Genomic DNA, 17,082 nt, shown 5'->3' with positions numbered 1-17,082 from the left:
CAAAGAGCCTATAATTCGCGCTTCGCTTTCCTCTCTTTCCCGGGTTTTCGGTATGGATAAAGTCGCTCGCCGGCAGGTCGCGCTGTGGTTGTTCGTCTGCAGCGCCATGGTCTTTGCAATTCTCGTCGTCGGCGGCGTCACCCGCCTGACCCATTCCGGTCTTTCGATCGTCGAGTGGAAGCCGATCGTCGGTATCGTTCCGCCGCTCAATCAGGCCGAATGGGACGAGACCTTCGAGAAGTACAAGCAGACGCCCGAGTACCAGAAGGTCAACCACCGCATGGGGCTCGACGAGTTCAAGGGCATCTTCTTCTGGGAGTACTGGCACCGTGTGTTAGGGCGACTGATCGGCGTCGCCTTCCTCTTGCCTTTCGTCTATTTCTGCTGGCGACGAAAAATTGCTCCGCCGCTGATGCCCAAGCTGCTGGGGATCTTCGTTCTTGGTGGCCTGCAGGGGGCGATGGGCTGGTACATGGTCAAGAGCGGCCTGATCGACGATCCGCGCGTCAGTCACTATCGCCTGACGGCGCACCTGTCGCTGGCCTTCCTGATTTTCGTCGCCATGACGTGGCTGGCGCTCGGCCTGCTCGAGGAGCGGGTGCGCGTGACCGCGGATGCGACGCTGAAGGGTTTGCAGCGCTTCGCCTTCTGGCTGGCGATCCTGGTTGGCTACATGGTCGTCAGCGGTGGCCTGGTCGCCGGAATTCGGGCCGGCAAGGCCTACAACAGCTTTCCGCTGATGAACGGGCATTTCCTGCCGCCCGAGAGCTTCATCATCGATCCCTGGTATCTCAATTTCTTCAACAACATGGCGCTGGTGCAGTTCGATCACCGCCTGGGCGCATGGTTGCTGGCCTTTCTGGTTCCCTGGTTATGGTGGAAGATCAGGGCGGCGGCGGTTTCGCGCCGCGCTCGCCTGGCGGCAATCTTCGTGCTGGCAGCCGTCTTCGTGCAGATCGTACTGGGTATCTCGACCTTGCTGCTCGCCGTTCCGGTCGGTCTCGGCGCGGCACACCAGGGCGGGGCGATGGTCGTTCTCGGCCTGCTGCTATGGTTGAATCACGAACTGCGCGTGCCGTCGGCGGTGGGCCGCAGCGTTTGATTGCCGGCCAGGGCTTGCGACTGCGGAAAATCCGCCAGGCGGCCTGTCTGCTGACCGCGCTGTCGCTGCTGCTGGTGCTGCTCAGCGCCTGGCTGCGGCTTGCTGCGGCAGGCCTGGGTTGTGCCGACTGGCCGGCCTGCTACGCGGCGCTGCTGGGCGGCGAGCCGCCGGCGCAGACTTTCGGCCCGCTGCGTCTGCTGCATCGCGCTGCGGCCTCGCTGGCGCTGCTCCTGGCTTGCCATCTGGCCTGGCTGTGCTGGCGCCGTCCGTCGCTGCCGGAGCCGGCACGTCCGGCGGGGGTGCTGGTCCTGCTGGTGCTGGCGCTGGCCGTGCTCGGTTTGTGGAGTTCGGATCCGCGCCTGGTGGCAGTGACCTTCCTGAATATCCTCGGCGGTCTTGCCCTGGTCACCTGTTCGTGGCGAGTGGTGCTCGCGAGCAGTCCGGCAACGTCGTTTGCAGGGCAGCGGTCTTCCCATTCCCCGCGCCCGCCGCGACTGGCGCTGCGTCTGGGCGCTGCCGCGCTGTCGGCGACGGTTGTCGTCGGCGCACTGGTCGGCGCCCGTTACACCGTCCTGGCCTGCCCTTCGTTCCCCGACTGTACGGGTGCCTGGTGGCCGACGGCGGCCGGCTGGGCGGCGGTGCAGCCATTGGCGAGCCTGGCTGGCGTGCCGCCGGCGGGTGAGGCCGGGGGGCTGAGCCTGCATCTGCTGCATCGCTGGAGCGCGCTGCTCGCGCTGGTCTTGCTCGGCAGCGCGGCCTGGCAGGCGCTCGCCGACGCTGCGACGCGCAAGGCGGCGGTGGCGCTGCTGGTGCTCCTGGCCGTACAGCTGGCGCTCGGGGCGCTGACCGTGATCAGCGGCTTCAGTCTGTGGCTGGCGATCGCGCATGGCGTGTGTGCCGCTGCGCTGCTCGCCGCCCTCGCCAGCCTGCTGCGCCGCTGACCTCCCCGACGCGGGCCAACGCTCAGTGTTTGCCGTGCTCGCCGGCCGATGACCCGCTGGCGGTCAGGTCGCGCACGGCGGCCTGTACTTCGACGGCCTGCATGGTCTTGTCGGGGCCCTCGATGTGCAGCGTCAGAGGCACAGAATCACCCTTCTTCAGCGGCTGCTTCAGCTTCATAAGCATCACGTGGTAGCCGCCAGGGGCGAGCTGCACCGGCTGCCCGGCCGGCAGTTCAAGGCGTGCGACGGGGCGCATTTTCATGACCCCGCCGTCCATCTTCATTTCGTGGATTTCACTGATTGCGGCGGCCGGGCTGGTGGCGCCGACGAGCGCTGCGCCCGACTTGCTGGTGATTTCCAGGAAAGCGCCGGTCGCCTGCTGGCCGGTCACCGTCCCGCGCACCCAGGCATCCCTGACCTCGACATCGGCGGCCAGCGCTGCCGTCGTGGCCAGGCTGAACAGGAGGGCCATCGCCAGTGGGGTTCGTGTCGCTTTCAAGCCGTACTCCTTCATGATCGTCAAAAGCCGCCGATTATAAACGGCGGGCCCGCGTCGCCCGGTGCGACAAGATGCCGCAGACGGCGCAGACGGCGCAGACGGCGCAGACGTCGCACTTCGCGGCACACGCCGCAGCACGGGCCGCGCCCCTGCCGGCGCAGGGGTCAGGGCTTCTGGCTCCAGTTGCCCTGGGCATCCTCGATCCACCAGCCGGAGTGAAACTGCGCTTTCCAGCGCTTGATCTGCGCCGCGCGAACGGCTGGCTCGAACTGCTGGCCGCCGTGGCCTTCGGCAATCGCGTAGATCAGCGAATTGCGGTCCGGGTTTTCCTGGTCGATGAGTTTTCCGGCGATCTGGCGTTGCGGCAGGTTGAGCCTGCTGTCGTCACGCATCTTGATCATGCCGTCGTAACCCAGGCCGATGATCCCGGGGTCGTAAAAATAGACCAGGCGCGAGCTGCGCTGCGCCAGGCTATGCTTGACGATGATCACCGGCGGGGTGCCGATATCGAGATTGATCTCGTCACTCGGCGGCGCTGCAGAAAGCGGCAGCGAAAGGAAGGCCAGGAGCAGCAGCGGGAAGAAGCGTTTCATATCAGGGTTCCTGAAGGATCATTTGCCAGCGAGCAGCAGCTTGATGTCGGCGGCGACGCTGTCGGCGGGTTCTCCGTGGCGGACCAGAAGGCGTAGCCTGCCCTGCGGGTCAAACACGTAGCTGCCGGTACTGTGGTCCATGGCGTAGGTGTCTGGCGCGCTGCCGGCCTGCTTGGCGTAGAAGACCTTGAACTCCTTGGCGGCGGCGGCAGTGGCGGCGTCGTCGCCACGCAGGCCGATGAAGCCCGGATCGAAAGCGGTGACGTAACCGGACAGCAGTTGCGCGCTGTCCCGCTGCGGATCGAGGGTGACGAAAAGGACCTGCACGCGGCTGGCGTCGTCGCCGAGGCGCTTGAGCACGTCACGCATGGCCAGCAGCGTCGTCGGGCAGACGTCGGGACACTGCGTGTAACCGAAGAAGAGGACGATCGCCTTGCCCTTGAAATCAGCCAGCTGGCGCGGCTTGCCGTTGTGGTCGGTCAGGCTCAGGGTCTTTCCCCAATCGACGCCGGTGATGTCGCTGGACTTGAAGGAAACCGGTTGCGAACACGCCGCGAGCAGCAGGGTGATGGACAGGATCAGCGTCGAAAGGATTTTCATGGTCGTCTTTGCGGGTTGCGAAAGTCTGCTGCGCACAACGAGGAGGGCGGTATTCTCCTGGCTGCGCAGCCCGGGCGCCTTGATTCAGGTTAACCATTGTCGGTCATTCTGCAGCGATCACCCAAGGATACCGGATATCTTCCGCCAGGCCGCGGAGCCGCCGGCACGGGCGGCCAGTCGGCTGGCTGATGGCGGCCTTGGCGACGACGATGGCCAGGGGCCGGGCGCGCGCAGTGGAGAGCAAGGCTGGATGGCGAGGCAGGAGGGCTTGGCGTGAAAACGATTGGTCTGATCGGTGGCATGAGCTGGCAGTCGACGATTCCCTATTACCGCATCATCAATGAAACCGTGCAGGCGCGACTCGGCGGCCTGCATTCGGCGCGGCTGCTGCTCCACAGCGTCGATTTCCAGCCGCTGGAGGACCTCCAGCGCCGCGGTGACTGGAACGCGGCGGGCGAGCAGATGGCGCAAGCCGCGCGTTCGCTCGCCGCGGGTGGGGCCGACTTCCTGGTCTTGTGCACCAATACCATGCACCGTGTCGCGTCGGCGATCGACGCCGCCGTCGCGCTGCCCTTGCTGCATATCGCCGACGCGACGGGCGACGAAATCGACGGCGCCGGTTTTTCCCGGGTCGGCCTGCTCGGCACGCGCTTCACGATGGAACAGACCTTCTATCGTGAACGGCTGCAGCGCCGACGGGGGATCGACGTCGTGGTTCCCGCCGCGGCCGACCGTGAAATCGTCCATCGCGTGATCTACGAGGAGCTTTGCGTCGGTCAGCTGCGTCCCTCGTCGCGTGCCGAGTACCGGCGCATCATCGGGGGGCTGGTGGCCAGCGGCGCGCAGGCAGTGGTCCTCGGGTGCACCGAAATCTCGCTGCTCATCACTGCCGGCGACGCCGCCGTTCCGCTTTTCGACACGACGCGAATCCATGCCCGGGCGGCAGCCGAACGCGCGCTCGCCGACAGCTGACTCGGGGCCGTGCGGCCGGGCGCCGAGTCCATTCGTCGGCCGGCCGGGAGGCGCTCTTTTTCCGTTTGCGAAAAGCGCTCGCGCCGGGATATAAAGTCGAAAAATCATCAATCTTGCCGAGGAGCGTTCCGTGCCCTATGACCTGCAGTCCAGCCTGAAGCTCCTGCCCACCACTCTCGATGCCGTGCAGCGGCCATCACTGCGCCCGCTGGCCATCGCGACCCTCGATCTGCCCGACGATGAGCGCGCCCGTGTGGACAAACTGGGCCTGGGCAGCATTGATGGCTTGCTCAGTGCGGGGCGGGTATTGGCAGTGCCGCGCTGGGGTGGCGTGGCGGCCATGGCCCAACTGGGCGACATGGCCGCCTGGTCGCACCCCCTGGAGGACCTGCTGCCCGAGCCGGCCCTGGCCGCGCCGGCGCTGCTCGGCCAGAAGGAAGGCGAGTACGCGGACGCCGCCGAGGCCTACGCGGTCAACGCCGCACTGACCCTGGCCAGTTGCCTGCTCGGTGCGGCGAGCGGGGATTGGGACGATCAGCGCAGCGACGCCAGCTTCCAGCTCGCCCTGGGGGTTGACCCGCTGCGCCAGGAGCTGCGCAAGGGCCTGCTCGGCCGGCTTGCCTTTCCGATGCCCGGGCTGCCCAAGCTGGGGACGCCGGAGATGCCCTTGATCCCTTACCAGAAGCTGCTCGGCAACACCTGCCTGGTCGGGGTGTACAAAGCCATGCACCAGCTCGGCGCGGCGCTGAGCAGTGCGCCGCGCGAAGCGGGCGGGGCGGTGATCGAGCGCCTGTCGCCAGCGCGTGGCTGCCCGGGTACGCGGGTCGAAATCCACGGGCACGGTTTTGGCCAGCCGCAGCCGGCGGGTCGTTCGCTGGTGTTCCCCAGCAGCTCCGGCAACGTCGTCGTGAGCGTGCCGGCCAGCGACTGGAGCGATACGCTGATTCGCGCCACCGCCCCGGCGCAGGTCGGCGTCGGGGCGGTGGGTTTTGTCGACGGCAATGCCGAGGCCGGTGAACTGGTGGGGCCGGCAGCGCAGGCCTTTGCGGGAGAGGTCGCCCACTGCCTGGGGCCCAAGGCGGCGGCAGGCATGCAAGACCTGATGCAGGCCCTGGATTCGTTCCACAGCGCGGCCATCACGCCGACGCAGGGCAACTGGTTTCGCGGTGGCAAGCCGTACGTGGTGGCCTTTACGGGCAACCAGAGCAATCCCGTGTTGCTGCGTCCAAGCAGCGAGCTGGTGCTGGACTGGCACGTGGTCAACGCCGACACGGTGAGCATCCGCAAGGCGGGTCCGCGGCAACTGCCGACGGTGCCGGGAACGCTTGCCGAACAGGGGGCGCACCGTTTTGCCCCCTTGCGCGGCAGCGGGGCGTGGAGCGGACGCTACATCCTTACCGCCAGCAACTCCTGTGGCAGCGTCAGCGCCGAGCTGGCCGTCGAGATGCGCAGCCGCAGCGCCTGGGCGCTGGGCGGCGGCGGCGCCAAAGGCGCTTTCGAGGTCGGCGCCATGCGCTGCCTGGTCGACGCCTACGGGCTGCGCCCGGACATCGTCAGCGGTGCCTCGGTGGGCGCGCTCAACGCCGCCAAGATCGCCGAGGGTGCCAACGGACTCGCCGAGCTCGAAGCCTTGTGGGCCAGCCTGCGTACGCCGGCCGATTTCTTCTCTCTCAGCGGACCCTTGCGCAGCCTGCTGCGCAACCTCGGCAGCGAAGGCCTGCGGCTGCTCGACAACGTCAACCTGGAGCGCATGCTGGCCTGGCATCCGACGCCGTCACCGACGGCGCAAACCCTGGACATGGTCGCTTCGGCCTTCAACGGCGTGGCGTCGCAGCTGGGCAACATGGGCGGTGCGGGGGTGGTGTTTACCGTCAGCAACATCGTCAATGAAGCCTTGCGTATCGGCTTGACCGTGGGCAAGATCATCCAGGCCACACAGGCCTTGGTGAACAGTCGCTCGCTGCTCCTCCTCGACCCGGTGCTGGGCAAGCTGCAGGCCTCGGTCAAGCCGGCGCGGATTGCCAGCTCGGGAATCAAGCTGCGCGTCGCCGTCACCAGCCTGGATACCGGGGCGACCGAATACGTCACCGAAACCGGTGCCTTTGCCAGCGGCCGCGCATACAACGACCTGATCAGCGCCCTGCAGGCATCGGCGTCGATCCCGGTGGCCTTTGCGCCGGTGCGCCTTGGCGACGGCGCGCACTACAGCGACGGCGGGGTGACCGAGAACATCCCCATCGAGGCCGCGCTCCAGGCCGGCGCCGACGAAGTGATCGCCATCCTTGCCAGTCCAAGGCCGGCGGTGGAGAATTTCGACCGGGCGGTGCTCAAGGATATCGGCGCGCGCAGCTTCGAGTTGTTGTTCGACTCCGGCGAACGGCGCCAGCTCGCACCCTATGCCGGCTGGGGTGTGCCGGTGCGCGTGATCGAGCCGCTGATCGAGGTGTGCAGCACCTTCCAGATCGAGGCGGGCCTGGTGCAGATAAACCGCGACTATGGTTACCTGCGCGCCTACGAAGAGCTGCAGGAAGACGCTTCCCTGCGCCGCTATCTGCGCGACAACAGCAGCCAGTGGGTGCGCTCGCGGCTGATCAGCTGGCGCCAGTCGTTCCTCGCCAACGGCGCCTGCCCGCCCGACGTGGGACTGGTTGAAATCCAGTTCGCCGCCAGCCCGGAGGCTCTCGAGTTGGTGCGTATCGAGTTGCAGCGGCAACGCGAGCTGATGGCCCAGCGCCTGCAGCTGTGCCAGAATCGGCGCCAGTGCCTGCCGCCGGGAATCGAAAGGAGCTGGCAGGCCTGGGGCCCCTGCGACTACCTGCCGCGCAACCTCAACCCCTGGGCCGAGATGGTCAGCTCGGTGGTCCGCCAGGTGGCCGCGGCGACGCCGCCGGCGGCGCTTTGAGGCGCCGGCGGCCGTTGACTCAGGGCGTGTTGGCCGCGCCCTGCTTGCGGTAGATCGCCGGCGCGACAAAGGGCGCGCTGGCGCCGAAGATGGGCACGTTGCCGCCCTGCAGGCGAACAGCCAGGGCCGCGAAAGTCTGCAGGTAGGCGTCCAGCGTGTGCGGGCCGTACAGGGTGGACGCGCCTTCGTAGTGCTGGGCGCCGTACTCCTCCCTGGTCGCCACGTAGCCGGAGTAGCCGTTGCTGTAGTTGGACACCGCGACGTGGCTGAGCTTGCCGGCGAAGGCCTGGTGCAGTCGCTGCTTGAGCCGTCGCCCGGACGTGGCGGTGAACTCCGCCGGCACCGCGGCCACGGCCAGGCTGCCGATGCGCAGCAATTGCAGGGGCACCACGTTGGGGACCATCGGGCAGTCCACGCTGGTCCACGCGCCGCCCGCCTCGGGACGCGAGCGCAGCTTGCTCAGCCCGACCGGAAACATCACCGGCTTGTCGCCGTGACCGGTCACGAAGGCGGCGTCCAGGCTGTCCGGCATCGGCATCTCCCATTCGGTCACCTTGCCAGGCACGACCGGGCGTTGCGCGTTGGCCTCTCCGGGCAGCAGCAGCGGGGCCAGACTGGCAAAGAAATACGAGCGTGCCAGAGGCATCCCCGGCATCAGGGCGATGGCCTGCAGCAGAACGCTGAGTGCCGGTCCCGCCGGCACGATTCCCGACGAGAGCGCCAGCGCCAGCGCCGGGGCCTGCGTGCCGAGCAGGAACAGCCCCGTGCTCCAGGCCTGGATGCCGCCGCTAGTGAACTCGGCGCGGGTCATGCCTTCGACGATCGCCGCGTCGATGTCCAGCGGGCCGACCGTGGCGTAGGCAATGCTGTCGGCGGTGCTGCCCGCGCCGAAGGAAACGCCCAGTGCAGCCGCCCAGGTGCGCTCGCCGGGCAGCCCGATGATCGGTATGCCGCGGGCCATGTCGAGGAACAGGCTGGTGCAGGCAAGCGGGCCGGTGAGTTCGGTCGTCGCCTTGTCGAACAGTTTGATGGCGTGCTGGTACTGGCGATCGCCGAGCAGGCGCATGCGCTCCTGGTCGCGCGTCCAGGCGTCGGGTGCGCGCAACAGAGGCGGGAACACGCCACCGTCCGGTGGTTCCTTGCCGAGCATTGGCGGCAGCACGTCGAGCAGCACCAACTCGCCGCCCAGCGGCTTGAACGAGGTTTCGTTGCCCTGCGCATCGAGTTCCAGGTTGCCCGACACGTCGCCAGCGCAGCCGTTGCCGAAGGCGGCGACGAAGCTGCCGCCACGCCAGTCGGGCCGGTTCTGGATATCGGCTTCGAAGGCCAGCTCGGCGTGCCCCTTGCTGTCCCCCGAGATTCGCCGGTTGAACTGGCCCAGGCTGGTGGGATGGACGGCATGCCAGTTGAGCGCCCCTATCGGCCGCTGCCGGCCACGGTTGTTCTCGTCAACGACGAACTTCAGGAGCAGCATCTCGCGGTCGGTCCACTGCTCGGGTCCGGCGCCCGCGGCGTACTCGGGGTTGCGCTGGTAGGCGGCAAACGAGCGGTTGGCGCCGACGTCGGGCAGTTCGGCGGCGTTGATGTAGATGCGCCCGGGGGCGGTGACCGTCAGCGCATGCGTCACCGCATCGCTGATGCCGGTGACGATGGTCTCGAAGACCCCCTGCTCGAAGCCGCCGACCGTGAGGTTGTAGAGCAGGTATTCCGAATAGCCACCCGGTCCGGCGTGGGTGTGCGTGCCGGCGATCAGGAGGTTGTCCATGCTCACTACCGGGTCGTTGGCCGGCCGGTTGAAACGCTCGTTGACGCGCCGGATCACTTCGCGCTTGACGATCTGGGTGCACGTCCAGATGTCGGCCACGACCATGATCAGGCGCTGCCGATTCGGAGCGGCACTGTTTTCCTCGACCACGAAGGCGCGTGCGAACTGCTCGCTGAGCACGTCACCGGATGTCGTCTGGCGCTTGTAGGCGAAGCCGGCCATGCCCAGGCCCTTGCGGCGGTCGGTGACGCTCGCCCGGGCGCAGCCGACGCGGTAGTCGCTGAAGCCGCTCTGCAGTCTGACCGTGGCCTGCGCCGGCTGTGCCGTGCAGCCGTTGTCGTTGCTGGCCAGCAGCACGTACTCGGCCTCCCAGCGCCGGGTGCATGGCACCGGCAGCACGATACGCCCGTGCGGGGCCAGCAGCGCGCCGACAGGCGGTAACTGGTGCTCGTTTTCCGAGCCGGCCACGTCGCGCGCAAAAATCTCCACGCGCTGGGCATTGAAAGTGGACCACTCGAGAGTGACGCTTCCGCGCGGGTGGACGTTGCCCCGCTCGACAACGACGAAGCCGTTGATGATCGCTGCGCCGGCGCTCAGCAGGTTCAGCCTGTCGCGCTGCAGCACGGCACAGGGCAGCGGCCGGTGGCGACCGGCCTCGGCGCGGTTGGCCAGGTCCACCACCTGCTGAGCGAATTGCAGCGCATAGGCGTCTCCCGCGTGCTTGGCCATGACGCTCTGGAACATGCCCGCCGCCGTGGCCAGGCTGCCGCCGGTGCACGGACCACCACTGGCGAAGGGCGGTGGCAGTGAAAAGAATCCCACTGCACCACCGACCACGTCCGCCGGCAGAGGCAAGGCGAGGGTGCCTGCGTCGCGCCAGCGCCGGGGGTCGAAGAAGTCGGGATCGAGTTGCCGCAGGCTGACATGGGTGCAGCCGTTGCGTGTGGGCAACGCGACCACGATGTCGGCCACCTGGTCGATGGCGGGCGGCTGCAGCCCGAAGCGCTCGTAGCTGATATGCAGCTGGCCACCGGCACACGGCGGATCGGCCTTCAACCGGGTCACTCGAGCGAAGGGAAGCACATGGTCGACCCAGTCACTCTCCATTTGCGCGGCGTAGCCGCACTCGGCGAAGGTGCGTACCAGCTCGCGCAGCGTCCCCTCGCGTACCAGCCGGTCGATGTCGGGAAGTCCCGCCAGGCCGGGGTGGTCGAGCCCCGGTGCGGGCGGCAAACCCGGTGCCTTGCGGTCGAGCAGAGGCCTGCGCAGGGCGATCGACGCCGCATCCGCACCGAAGGCCAGCTGCAGGAGTGCTTGCGGCGCCTTGCCGGCGGGTGGCGTGCCGGCGCCAAGCAGGGCCTTTACGCCCAGGGTCAGCACCTGCAGCCCATCCTGCACGGCCAGGTGGGCGGCTTTCAGGTTCAGCGACGCGGGTTTGACCAGGGGCGCGGCGTCATTGTCGAGCAGCGCTTCGGGGACCTTCATCATCCACTCCAGCGCCGTCCTGGCCCCCTGCTGTTGCTCGGCAAGCGGGGCCTGGGCATTACCGGACAGCCGCAGACTGCGGCCGAAGGCGCCGAGTTCGCTCAGCTGCGCCTTGCTCTCGGCGAGGGCGAGCTGCGCGCGGTGGTCGGCCATGAAGGCGTTGACGGCCAGTTTCAGATCGGTGGGCATGACGGGGGTGGGCATGGGTCGTCTCCGCGCGAGTGGGGAACGAAAAGCGGCTGCTTGAAGGGGCAACGCAAGGCTTGCGCATCGACGGCGCGTGCCCAATGACAGGCGGGCAGTTCGATCTTGACAGATCGTGCACGGACTGCAATGGGTCGTCGCCTGTGACGCGTTTCCTGACCCTGCGCGAGCCGCTTTCTGGCCGTCGGCGCGCTGCAGTTTTTTGACAAGCGTTGGCCCGGCCTTACAATGCCCTCGGCACCGTCTATCGTGTCGCTGCAAGCGCGGCGTTCGCCGCCACCACTTCGCCTTGCACTTCTCGATCACCAGCGCAGCGCTCGAGCAAGTCGATTTAAGGCAGGCGGCAGGGACCGCGCAGGTCATCAATCAACCATCCAAGGAGACAAGGACGTGGCAAAACTGACTGAAATCGAAGGAATTGGCGAGGCCTACGCGGCCAAGCTTGCCGAGGCGGGAATCGCTTCGCTGGAGAGCCTGTTGACGACATGCAGCCAAAAAAGCGGGCGCAAGGAAACTGCGGAGAAAACGGGGATCAGCGAAAAACTCCTGCTCGGCTGGGCCAATCGCGCCGACCTGTCGAGAATCAAGGGCGTCAGCACCCAGTATGCCGACCTTCTCGAATGCGCCGGCGTCGATACGGTTCCCGAGCTCGCGCAGCGCAACGCGGCCAACCTGCACGCAAGAATGGCTGAGGTGAACGAGGAAAAGAAGCTCGTTCGCCAGGTGCCAGGCCTGGCGCAGGTTGAGGACTGGGTGGGGCAGGCCAAGGACCTGCCGCGGGTCATCACGCATTAGGCTGGCCATGAGCCGCCCGGCAGGCGAGCAGGGTTCGCCGTCGCCTGCCGCCTGATCGCCGACCAGGGTCGTTCGCCGGGCTTCACCGGTCGCCGAGCAAGGCGCTGGGACCAAATGCCGCAGCCGGATACGGGCGCGTCGGCATAGAATGTCGCCCTTCACCTCACCTTTCGGTTCACGCTGAAAGCCGACCGACTTTGAGCGAAATTCCGCGCCCGACGCATTCCCCCTCCGCGTACTTCGAACTGCCGCCAGAACGGCGGCCTTCCGCCTGGCGTCTGGCCGTGTTCGTCGTCGTCGTGCTGGGCGTACACCTGGCCGGGCTGTTTGTCGCTTTTGGCGTGGTCAGCCGGCAGAGCCCTGCGGCGGCCTTGCCGGCGCTGAGCGTTCGCGTGCTGGAACTTCGCCCGCCGCCGCTGCGGGTTGCCGAGCCGACCAGGATCGCGGCGCCGGCAGAAAACGTGCAACCGCCGGTGGCGGCCCCTGCGCCGAAGGCTGCCAAACCAGTAAGAAAGCCCGCTCGGCCGAAGCCGGCACCGGTTCTGGCGGCGCCGGCAAGAAGAATCTCGCCGCCGCTGCTCACGGCGGCCGCGACGGCGCCGGCGACGACTTCTGTCGCCGCCGCGCCGCAGGCGCCGTCGCCAGGAGTGGAAGCTGCACCGGCTCCGGCGCCGGCGCCGGTTGCCGCGGTGGTCGGCGCTCGTTTCGACGCCGACTATCTGCGCAATCCGCGTCCGCTCTATCCGGCGGCGTCGCGCCGCCTGGGCGAGGAGGGGCGCGTCGTTCTGCGCGTCGTAGTCAGTGCCGAGGGCCTGCCGGTGAGCGTCGAGATCAAACAGGCGAGCGGATTTCGGCGCCTGGACGAGGCGGCCATGGACGCCGTCGAACGCTGGCGATTCGTTCCCGCCCGCCGTGGGAGCGCGGCAATCGAGTCGTCGGTGCTGGTGCCGTTACAATTCAATCTGCAGGATTAGGACAGGAAGGCATTATGCGAATGGAGTTGGGGTTGGCGCAGTTCTGGGCGCAGGGCGATCTGGTGACGCATTCAGTGGCCATACTGCTGGTCCTCCTGTCGGTGGTCAGCTGGTACGTGATCGCCGTCAAGGCGCACGCCGTCTGGCAGGCCAAGCGTTGTCATGCACGCGCGCTGGCGTCGTTCTGGGGGGCGCCGAGCCTGCCGGCGGCGATCGAGGCGATCCGCGGTCACGACAGGACCGGCATTTTCACCAGCATGGCGGTCGCCGGCGCCAACGCCGCGGGTCTGCATCGCGAGCACTCGGATCGCGGCATCGGCGCCGGAGTCAGCGTCAGCGAGTTCGTCACCCGCTCGCTGCGCAGCCAGATCGTCGACGCGCAGGCGAGTATCGAATCCGGGCTCACCTTTCTCGCCTCGGTAGGGTCGACGGCACCGTTCATCGGCCTGTTCGGGACCGTGTGGGGAATCTACCACGCGCTGGTGGGCCTTTCCGGGGCCACGCAGGTGGTCCTCGACAAGGTCGCCGGTCCCGTCGGCGAGGCGCTGATCATGACCGCCGGCGGCCTCTTCGTGGCCATTCCGGCGGTGCTTGCGTACAACGCCTTCACCCGCGGCAATCGCCTGACGCTGGCTCGGCTGGACGGCTTTGCGCACGACCTGCACGCCTACCTGACCACCGGTCTGCGTGGGCGGCCGGGCGACAAGCTGGTCGATCTGGGCGTCGTTCGTGGCGGGCGCAGCGGCTGAGCAAGGGAGGGCACAATGGCCTTTGGTTCGTTCGAAAACACTGGCAGCAGCCAGCCGATGGCGGAAATCAATACCACGCCGCTGGTCGACGTGATGCTCGTGCTGCTGGTGATCTTCATCATCACCGCGCCACTCTTTCACGACGCGGTGCCGATCGAGTTGCCGCGCGTCGATGCCAGCAGGCTCGATGATCCACCGCGGGTGTTGTCGGTGGCCATCGATGCCGCCGGCGACGTCTTCATCGACGGCCAGCCCGTCGAGCGCAGCGAGATGGCCGCGCGTTTGCTCGCCATCAGCGCCGGCGACGGGCAGGTCGAGCTGCATCTGCGCGCCGACCGCGGAACGCGCTACGAGCGCGTCGCCGAGGTTCTCGCCGACGCCCAGCGCGCCGGCCTGGTGAAAATAGCCTTCGTCACCGAACCGCTGCCGTAGCCGGCCGCCGCAGCGCCCGCCGTGTACCGCAGTGCCGCACGATACGGGTTGACAGCGCCAGCAGGCATGCGGATAATGCGCGGCGCTGGTTGTCGCGAATCCTGCACTTCGCGCCGGGTCTCCCGGACGCACTGCGCGGCGCCAGAAATGCTTCCAAGCGGGAGTAGCTCAGTTGGTAGAGCGATACCTTGCCAAGGTATAGGTCGAGAGTTCGAGACTCTTCTCCCGCTCCAGACATCGAAGGGAAAGTGCGCCACGCACTTTCCCTTTCTTTCATTTCGGGGCAGGTATAATTGGCCGCCGCGCCCGGATGGTGGAATAGGTAGACACAAGAGACTTAAAATCTCTCGGCCTTGCGGCTGTGCCGGTTCGATCCCGGCTCCGGGCACGACCCTTTCACCGCCGGCCCTCTGCCCTGGTTTCCGATGATCATTTTCGACCTTTCCTGTCAGCACGAGCATCGCTTCGAAGGCTGGTTCCAGTCGCGCGAGGATTTCGACAGCCAGTCGTCGCGTTCCCTGATCAGCTGCCCGGACTGCGGTTCGCTGCAGGTTCGTCGCGTACCGTCGGCGCTCCATGTCGGTGGTCAGGCGAAGATCGCGGAAGACGCAGCGCCAGCATCCGTCGCGGCCGTACCAGTCGCGCCCGTGGCGTCTGGGCAACCGCCGGCCATCGATCCGCGTGCCGGCGCGCGGTCGACCCTGCGCCAACTGACGACGATATTGCTGGCCAATTGCGAGGATGTCGGCGACCGCTTCGCCGAAGAGGCGAGAAGGATCCACTACCTGGAGGCGCCGGAACGCTCGATTCGCGGCCAGGCGAGCAACGAGGAATACGAAGCGCTGCGTGAGGAGGGGGTCGAGGTGCTCCGCTTGCCACACCTGAAAGTGAAAGACCTGCACTGATGCACGGCCGACGGCAGCCTGCTGCGCCGGGTATGGCCAGCCACGGGTGCGTGCCGGCGCCGGTCACCCCAACCATCAAGGAGAGTTGTCGATGATCAAAGCACGCGCTGCCGTGGCCTGGGCTGCAGGACAGCCTCTTGAAGTCACCGAAGTCGACGTCGAGGCGCCGCGCAGCGGCGAGGTGCTGGTGCGCATCGTCGCCACCGGTGTTTGCCATACCGATGCGTTCACGCTTTCCGGCGCCGATCCCGAAGGACTGTTCCCCTGCATTCTCGGTCATGAGGGCGGCGGTATCGTCGAGGCCGTCGGGCCGGGCGTCACTTCGGTGGTCGTTGGCGACCACGTCATTCCGTTGTACACGCCCGAATGCGGCAAGTGCAGCTTCTGCACCTCGGGCAAGACCAACCTCTGCCAGGCCATTCGCGCCACCCAGGGCAAGGGCCTGATGCCCGACGGCAGCAGTCGCTTCTCGCGCCGGGGCAAGCCGATCTTCCATTACATGGGCACCTCGACGTTCAGCGAATACACCGTGCTGCCGGAGATCTCGCTGGCCAGGATCGCCAAGGATGCGCCGCTGGAGAAGGTCTGCCTGCTCGGCTGCGGCGTGACCACCGGCATAGGTGCGGTGGTCAATACCGCCAAGGTCGAGCCCGGGGCAACGGTGGCCATCTTCGGACTCGGCGGTATCGGCCTGTCGGCGGTGATCGGTGCGGTGATGGCCAGGGCGTCGCGGATCATCGCCATCGATACCAACCCGGCGAAGTTTGCCATTGCCCGGCAACTCGGCGCGACCGACTGCGTCGATCCGGCCGATCACGATCGCCCGATCCAGGAAGTGATCGTCGACCTCACCGACGGTGGCGTCGATTACTCTTTCGAATGCATCGGCAACGTGAAGGTGATGCGCGCGGCGCTCGAATGCTGCCACAAGGGTTGGGGTGAATCGGTGATCATCGGCGTCGCCGGCGCTGGCGAGGAAATCTCGACGCGACCGTTCCAGCTGGTCACCGGCCGCGTCTGGCGCGGTTCGGCCTTTGGTGGCGTGCGTGGCCGCAGCGAGCTGCCGGGCTACGTGGCACGCGCGCAGAGTGGCGAGATTCCGCTCGACACCTTCATTACCCATACCATGGGGCTGGAGGACATCAACCACGCCTTCGAGCTGATGCACGAAGGCAGGAGCATCCGCTCGGTGATCCGCTTCTGAGCCTGCCGATGACCACTGCCGCGCTCGAAGAAGTCGCCGCCAACCGCTGTTTCGGGGGCTGGCAGCGACGTTACCGGCACTCGTCGGCGACCCTGCGCTGCGCGATGGTGTTTTCCGTCTACCTGCCGCCGCAGGCCGAGAGCGGCAAGGTGCCGGCGCTGTACTGGCTGTCCGGGCTGACCTGCAGCGACGAGAATTTCATGCACAAGGCCGGTGCACAGCGCCTGGCTGCCGAGCTCGGCGTGGCCATCGTCGCCCCCGATACCAGTCCACGCGGCGCGCATGTGCCGGGTGATCCGGAAGGCGCCTGGGACTTCGGGCATGGCGCCGGTTTCTACCTCGACGCCACGCAGCAGCCGTGGGCCGAGAATTACCGGATGCACGACTACGTCGTCCGGGAACTGCCGGCGCTGATCGAAGCGCAGTTGCCGATCGACTCGCGGCGCGCCATCAGCGGCCATTCGATGGGCGGCCACGGCGCGCTGGTCTGCGCCTTGCGCAACCCCGGCCGTTACCGGGCAGTGTCGGCCTTTGCCCCGATCAGCCACGCCATCGACAGCCCGTGGGGGCAGAAAGCCTTCGCCCGCTATCTCGGCGCAGAGCGTAGCGCGTGGAAGGAGTGGGATGCCTGCGAGCTGGTCGCCAGCGCCGGCGAACGCCTGCCCCTGCTCGTCGACCAGGGCGAGGCGGACGGTTTCCTGCTCGCCCAACTGCAGCCCGAGAAGCTGCGCCAGGCCTGTGCCGCGGTCGGTCATCCGCTGCGCCTGCGTGTGCACCCCGCGTACGATCACAGCTACTACTTCATCGCCAGCTTCATCGACGACCACCTGCGCCACCACGCCGCGGCCCTGCTCGCTCGCTGAGCGGGTCGGTCGCTGCCGGCGGTCTGCCCGCCGCCACACGCGCCCGCTCGTCATTGCGCGTCGCTACGCTCCTGGCAATGACGGGGAGTGGGTGATG

15 protein-coding genes and 2 tRNA genes are annotated in these 17,082 nt (G+C 67.4%); 13 read left to right on the top strand and 4 right to left on the bottom strand.

The window, feature by feature from the left end; translation table 11 throughout:
• Positions 1-52 precede the first annotated feature (52 nt).
• Both QZ613_RS08825 and QZ613_RS08820 read left to right on the top strand, forming a co-directional pair.
• The gene (locus QZ613_RS08825) at positions 53-1,102 is read left to right on the top strand and encodes a heme A synthase (protein WP_043564524.1); all 1,050 of its coding nucleotides are present in this window, start codon (positions 53-55) and stop codon (positions 1,100-1,102) included.
• Positions 1,051-2,043 carry a COX15/CtaA family protein gene (locus QZ613_RS08820; RefSeq protein WP_291864097.1) on the top strand — a complete coding sequence of 331 codons (993 nt, stop codon included), beginning with the start codon at positions 1,051-1,053 and terminating at the stop codon, positions 2,041-2,043. Before QZ613_RS08825 ends, QZ613_RS08820 begins: the two co-directional genes overlap by 52 nt.
• Before the next feature lie 22 nt (positions 2,044-2,065).
• Here the strand turns inward: QZ613_RS08820 and QZ613_RS08815 are convergent, their stop codons facing one another.
• From QZ613_RS08815 to QZ613_RS08805, 3 genes are all read right to left on the bottom strand, one after another.
• The gene (locus QZ613_RS08815) at positions 2,066-2,515 is read right to left on the bottom strand and encodes a copper chaperone PCu(A)C (RefSeq protein ID WP_043564528.1); all 450 of its coding nucleotides are present in this window, start codon (positions 2,513-2,515) and stop codon (positions 2,066-2,068) included.
• Between the two features lie 191 nt (positions 2,516-2,706).
• A complete protein-coding gene (locus QZ613_RS08810; protein ID WP_043564529.1) occupies positions 2,707-3,135 on the bottom strand; it encodes a DUF1318 domain-containing protein in 429 nt (142 codons plus the stop codon).
• A gap of 18 nt (positions 3,136-3,153) precedes the next feature.
• Positions 3,154-3,735, bottom strand: coding sequence for an SCO family protein (locus QZ613_RS08805; RefSeq protein ID WP_291864100.1), 582 nt, complete (start codon positions 3,733-3,735; stop codon positions 3,154-3,156).
• Between the two features lie 273 nt (positions 3,736-4,008).
• On the opposite strand from QZ613_RS08805, the gene QZ613_RS08800 reads away from it, so the two are divergent.
• Both QZ613_RS08800 and QZ613_RS08795 read left to right on the top strand, forming a co-directional pair.
• Positions 4,009-4,707 (top strand): aspartate/glutamate racemase family protein, encoded by a 699-nt coding sequence (locus QZ613_RS08800; protein WP_291864102.1) that lies wholly within the window; start codon positions 4,009-4,011, stop codon positions 4,705-4,707.
• Positions 4,708-4,837: 130 nt separating this feature from the next.
• Complete coding sequence (locus QZ613_RS08795) at positions 4,838-7,609, top strand: patatin-like phospholipase family protein (protein WP_291864105.1); 2,772 nt, start codon at positions 4,838-4,840, stop codon at positions 7,607-7,609.
• A gap of 19 nt (positions 7,610-7,628) precedes the next feature.
• On the opposite strand, the gene QZ613_RS08790 is transcribed toward QZ613_RS08795, so the two are convergent.
• Entirely contained in the window at positions 7,629-11,063 is a 3,435-nt protein-coding gene (locus QZ613_RS08790; protein WP_291982046.1) for a neutral/alkaline non-lysosomal ceramidase N-terminal domain-containing protein, read from the bottom strand.
• A gap of 390 nt (positions 11,064-11,453) precedes the next feature.
• On the opposite strand from QZ613_RS08790, the gene QZ613_RS08785 reads away from it, so the two are divergent.
• The 9 genes from QZ613_RS08785 to fghA all read left to right on the top strand — a co-directional run bounded on the left by QZ613_RS08785 (position 11,454) and on the right by fghA (position 16,985).
• Positions 11,454-11,858: a DUF4332 domain-containing protein gene (locus tag QZ613_RS08785; RefSeq protein ID WP_291903489.1), complete on the top strand. Its 405-nt coding sequence runs from the start codon at positions 11,454-11,456 to the stop codon at positions 11,856-11,858.
• A 197-nt stretch (positions 11,859-12,055) separates the two neighbouring features.
• Positions 12,056-12,832: an energy transducer TonB gene (locus QZ613_RS08780; protein ID WP_291922552.1), complete on the top strand. Its 777-nt coding sequence runs from the start codon at positions 12,056-12,058 to the stop codon at positions 12,830-12,832.
• Positions 12,833-12,846: 14 nt separating this feature from the next.
• Positions 12,847-13,581: a MotA/TolQ/ExbB proton channel family protein gene (locus tag QZ613_RS08775; protein WP_291982045.1), complete on the top strand. Its 735-nt coding sequence runs from the start codon at positions 12,847-12,849 to the stop codon at positions 13,579-13,581.
• A gap of 57 nt (positions 13,582-13,638) precedes the next feature.
• On the top strand, positions 13,639-14,013 hold the full coding sequence (locus QZ613_RS08770) for a biopolymer transporter ExbD (RefSeq protein WP_366144439.1): 375 nt from the start codon (positions 13,639-13,641) through the stop codon (positions 14,011-14,013).
• A gap of 157 nt (positions 14,014-14,170) precedes the next feature.
• Positions 14,171-14,246, top strand: a tRNA-Gly gene (locus QZ613_RS08765).
• 71 nt (positions 14,247-14,317) lie between these two features.
• Positions 14,318-14,401, top strand: a tRNA-Leu gene (locus QZ613_RS08760).
• A 37-nt stretch (positions 14,402-14,438) separates the two neighbouring features.
• Positions 14,439-14,918: a DUF1178 family protein gene (locus QZ613_RS08755; RefSeq protein WP_291864121.1), complete on the top strand. Its 480-nt coding sequence runs from the start codon at positions 14,439-14,441 to the stop codon at positions 14,916-14,918.
• A gap of 91 nt (positions 14,919-15,009) precedes the next feature.
• Positions 15,010-16,122, top strand: coding sequence for an S-(hydroxymethyl)glutathione dehydrogenase/class III alcohol dehydrogenase (locus QZ613_RS08750; RefSeq protein WP_291982040.1), 1,113 nt, complete (start codon positions 15,010-15,012; stop codon positions 16,120-16,122).
• Positions 16,123-16,130: 8 nt separating this feature from the next.
• The gene (gene fghA, locus QZ613_RS08745) at positions 16,131-16,985 is read left to right on the top strand and encodes an S-formylglutathione hydrolase (protein ID WP_291864127.1); all 855 of its coding nucleotides are present in this window, start codon (positions 16,131-16,133) and stop codon (positions 16,983-16,985) included.
• Positions 16,986-17,082 lie beyond the last annotated feature (97 nt).

Origin of the sequence: Candidatus Accumulibacter sp. ACC005 (genome assembly GCF_907163215.1) — a bacterium.
Taxonomy (GTDB): Bacteria; Pseudomonadota; Gammaproteobacteria; order Burkholderiales; family Rhodocyclaceae; genus Accumulibacter; species Accumulibacter regalis.
Note: the sequence above shows the minus strand (reverse complement) of the source record. Positions and strands in the feature narration are given on the sequence as shown.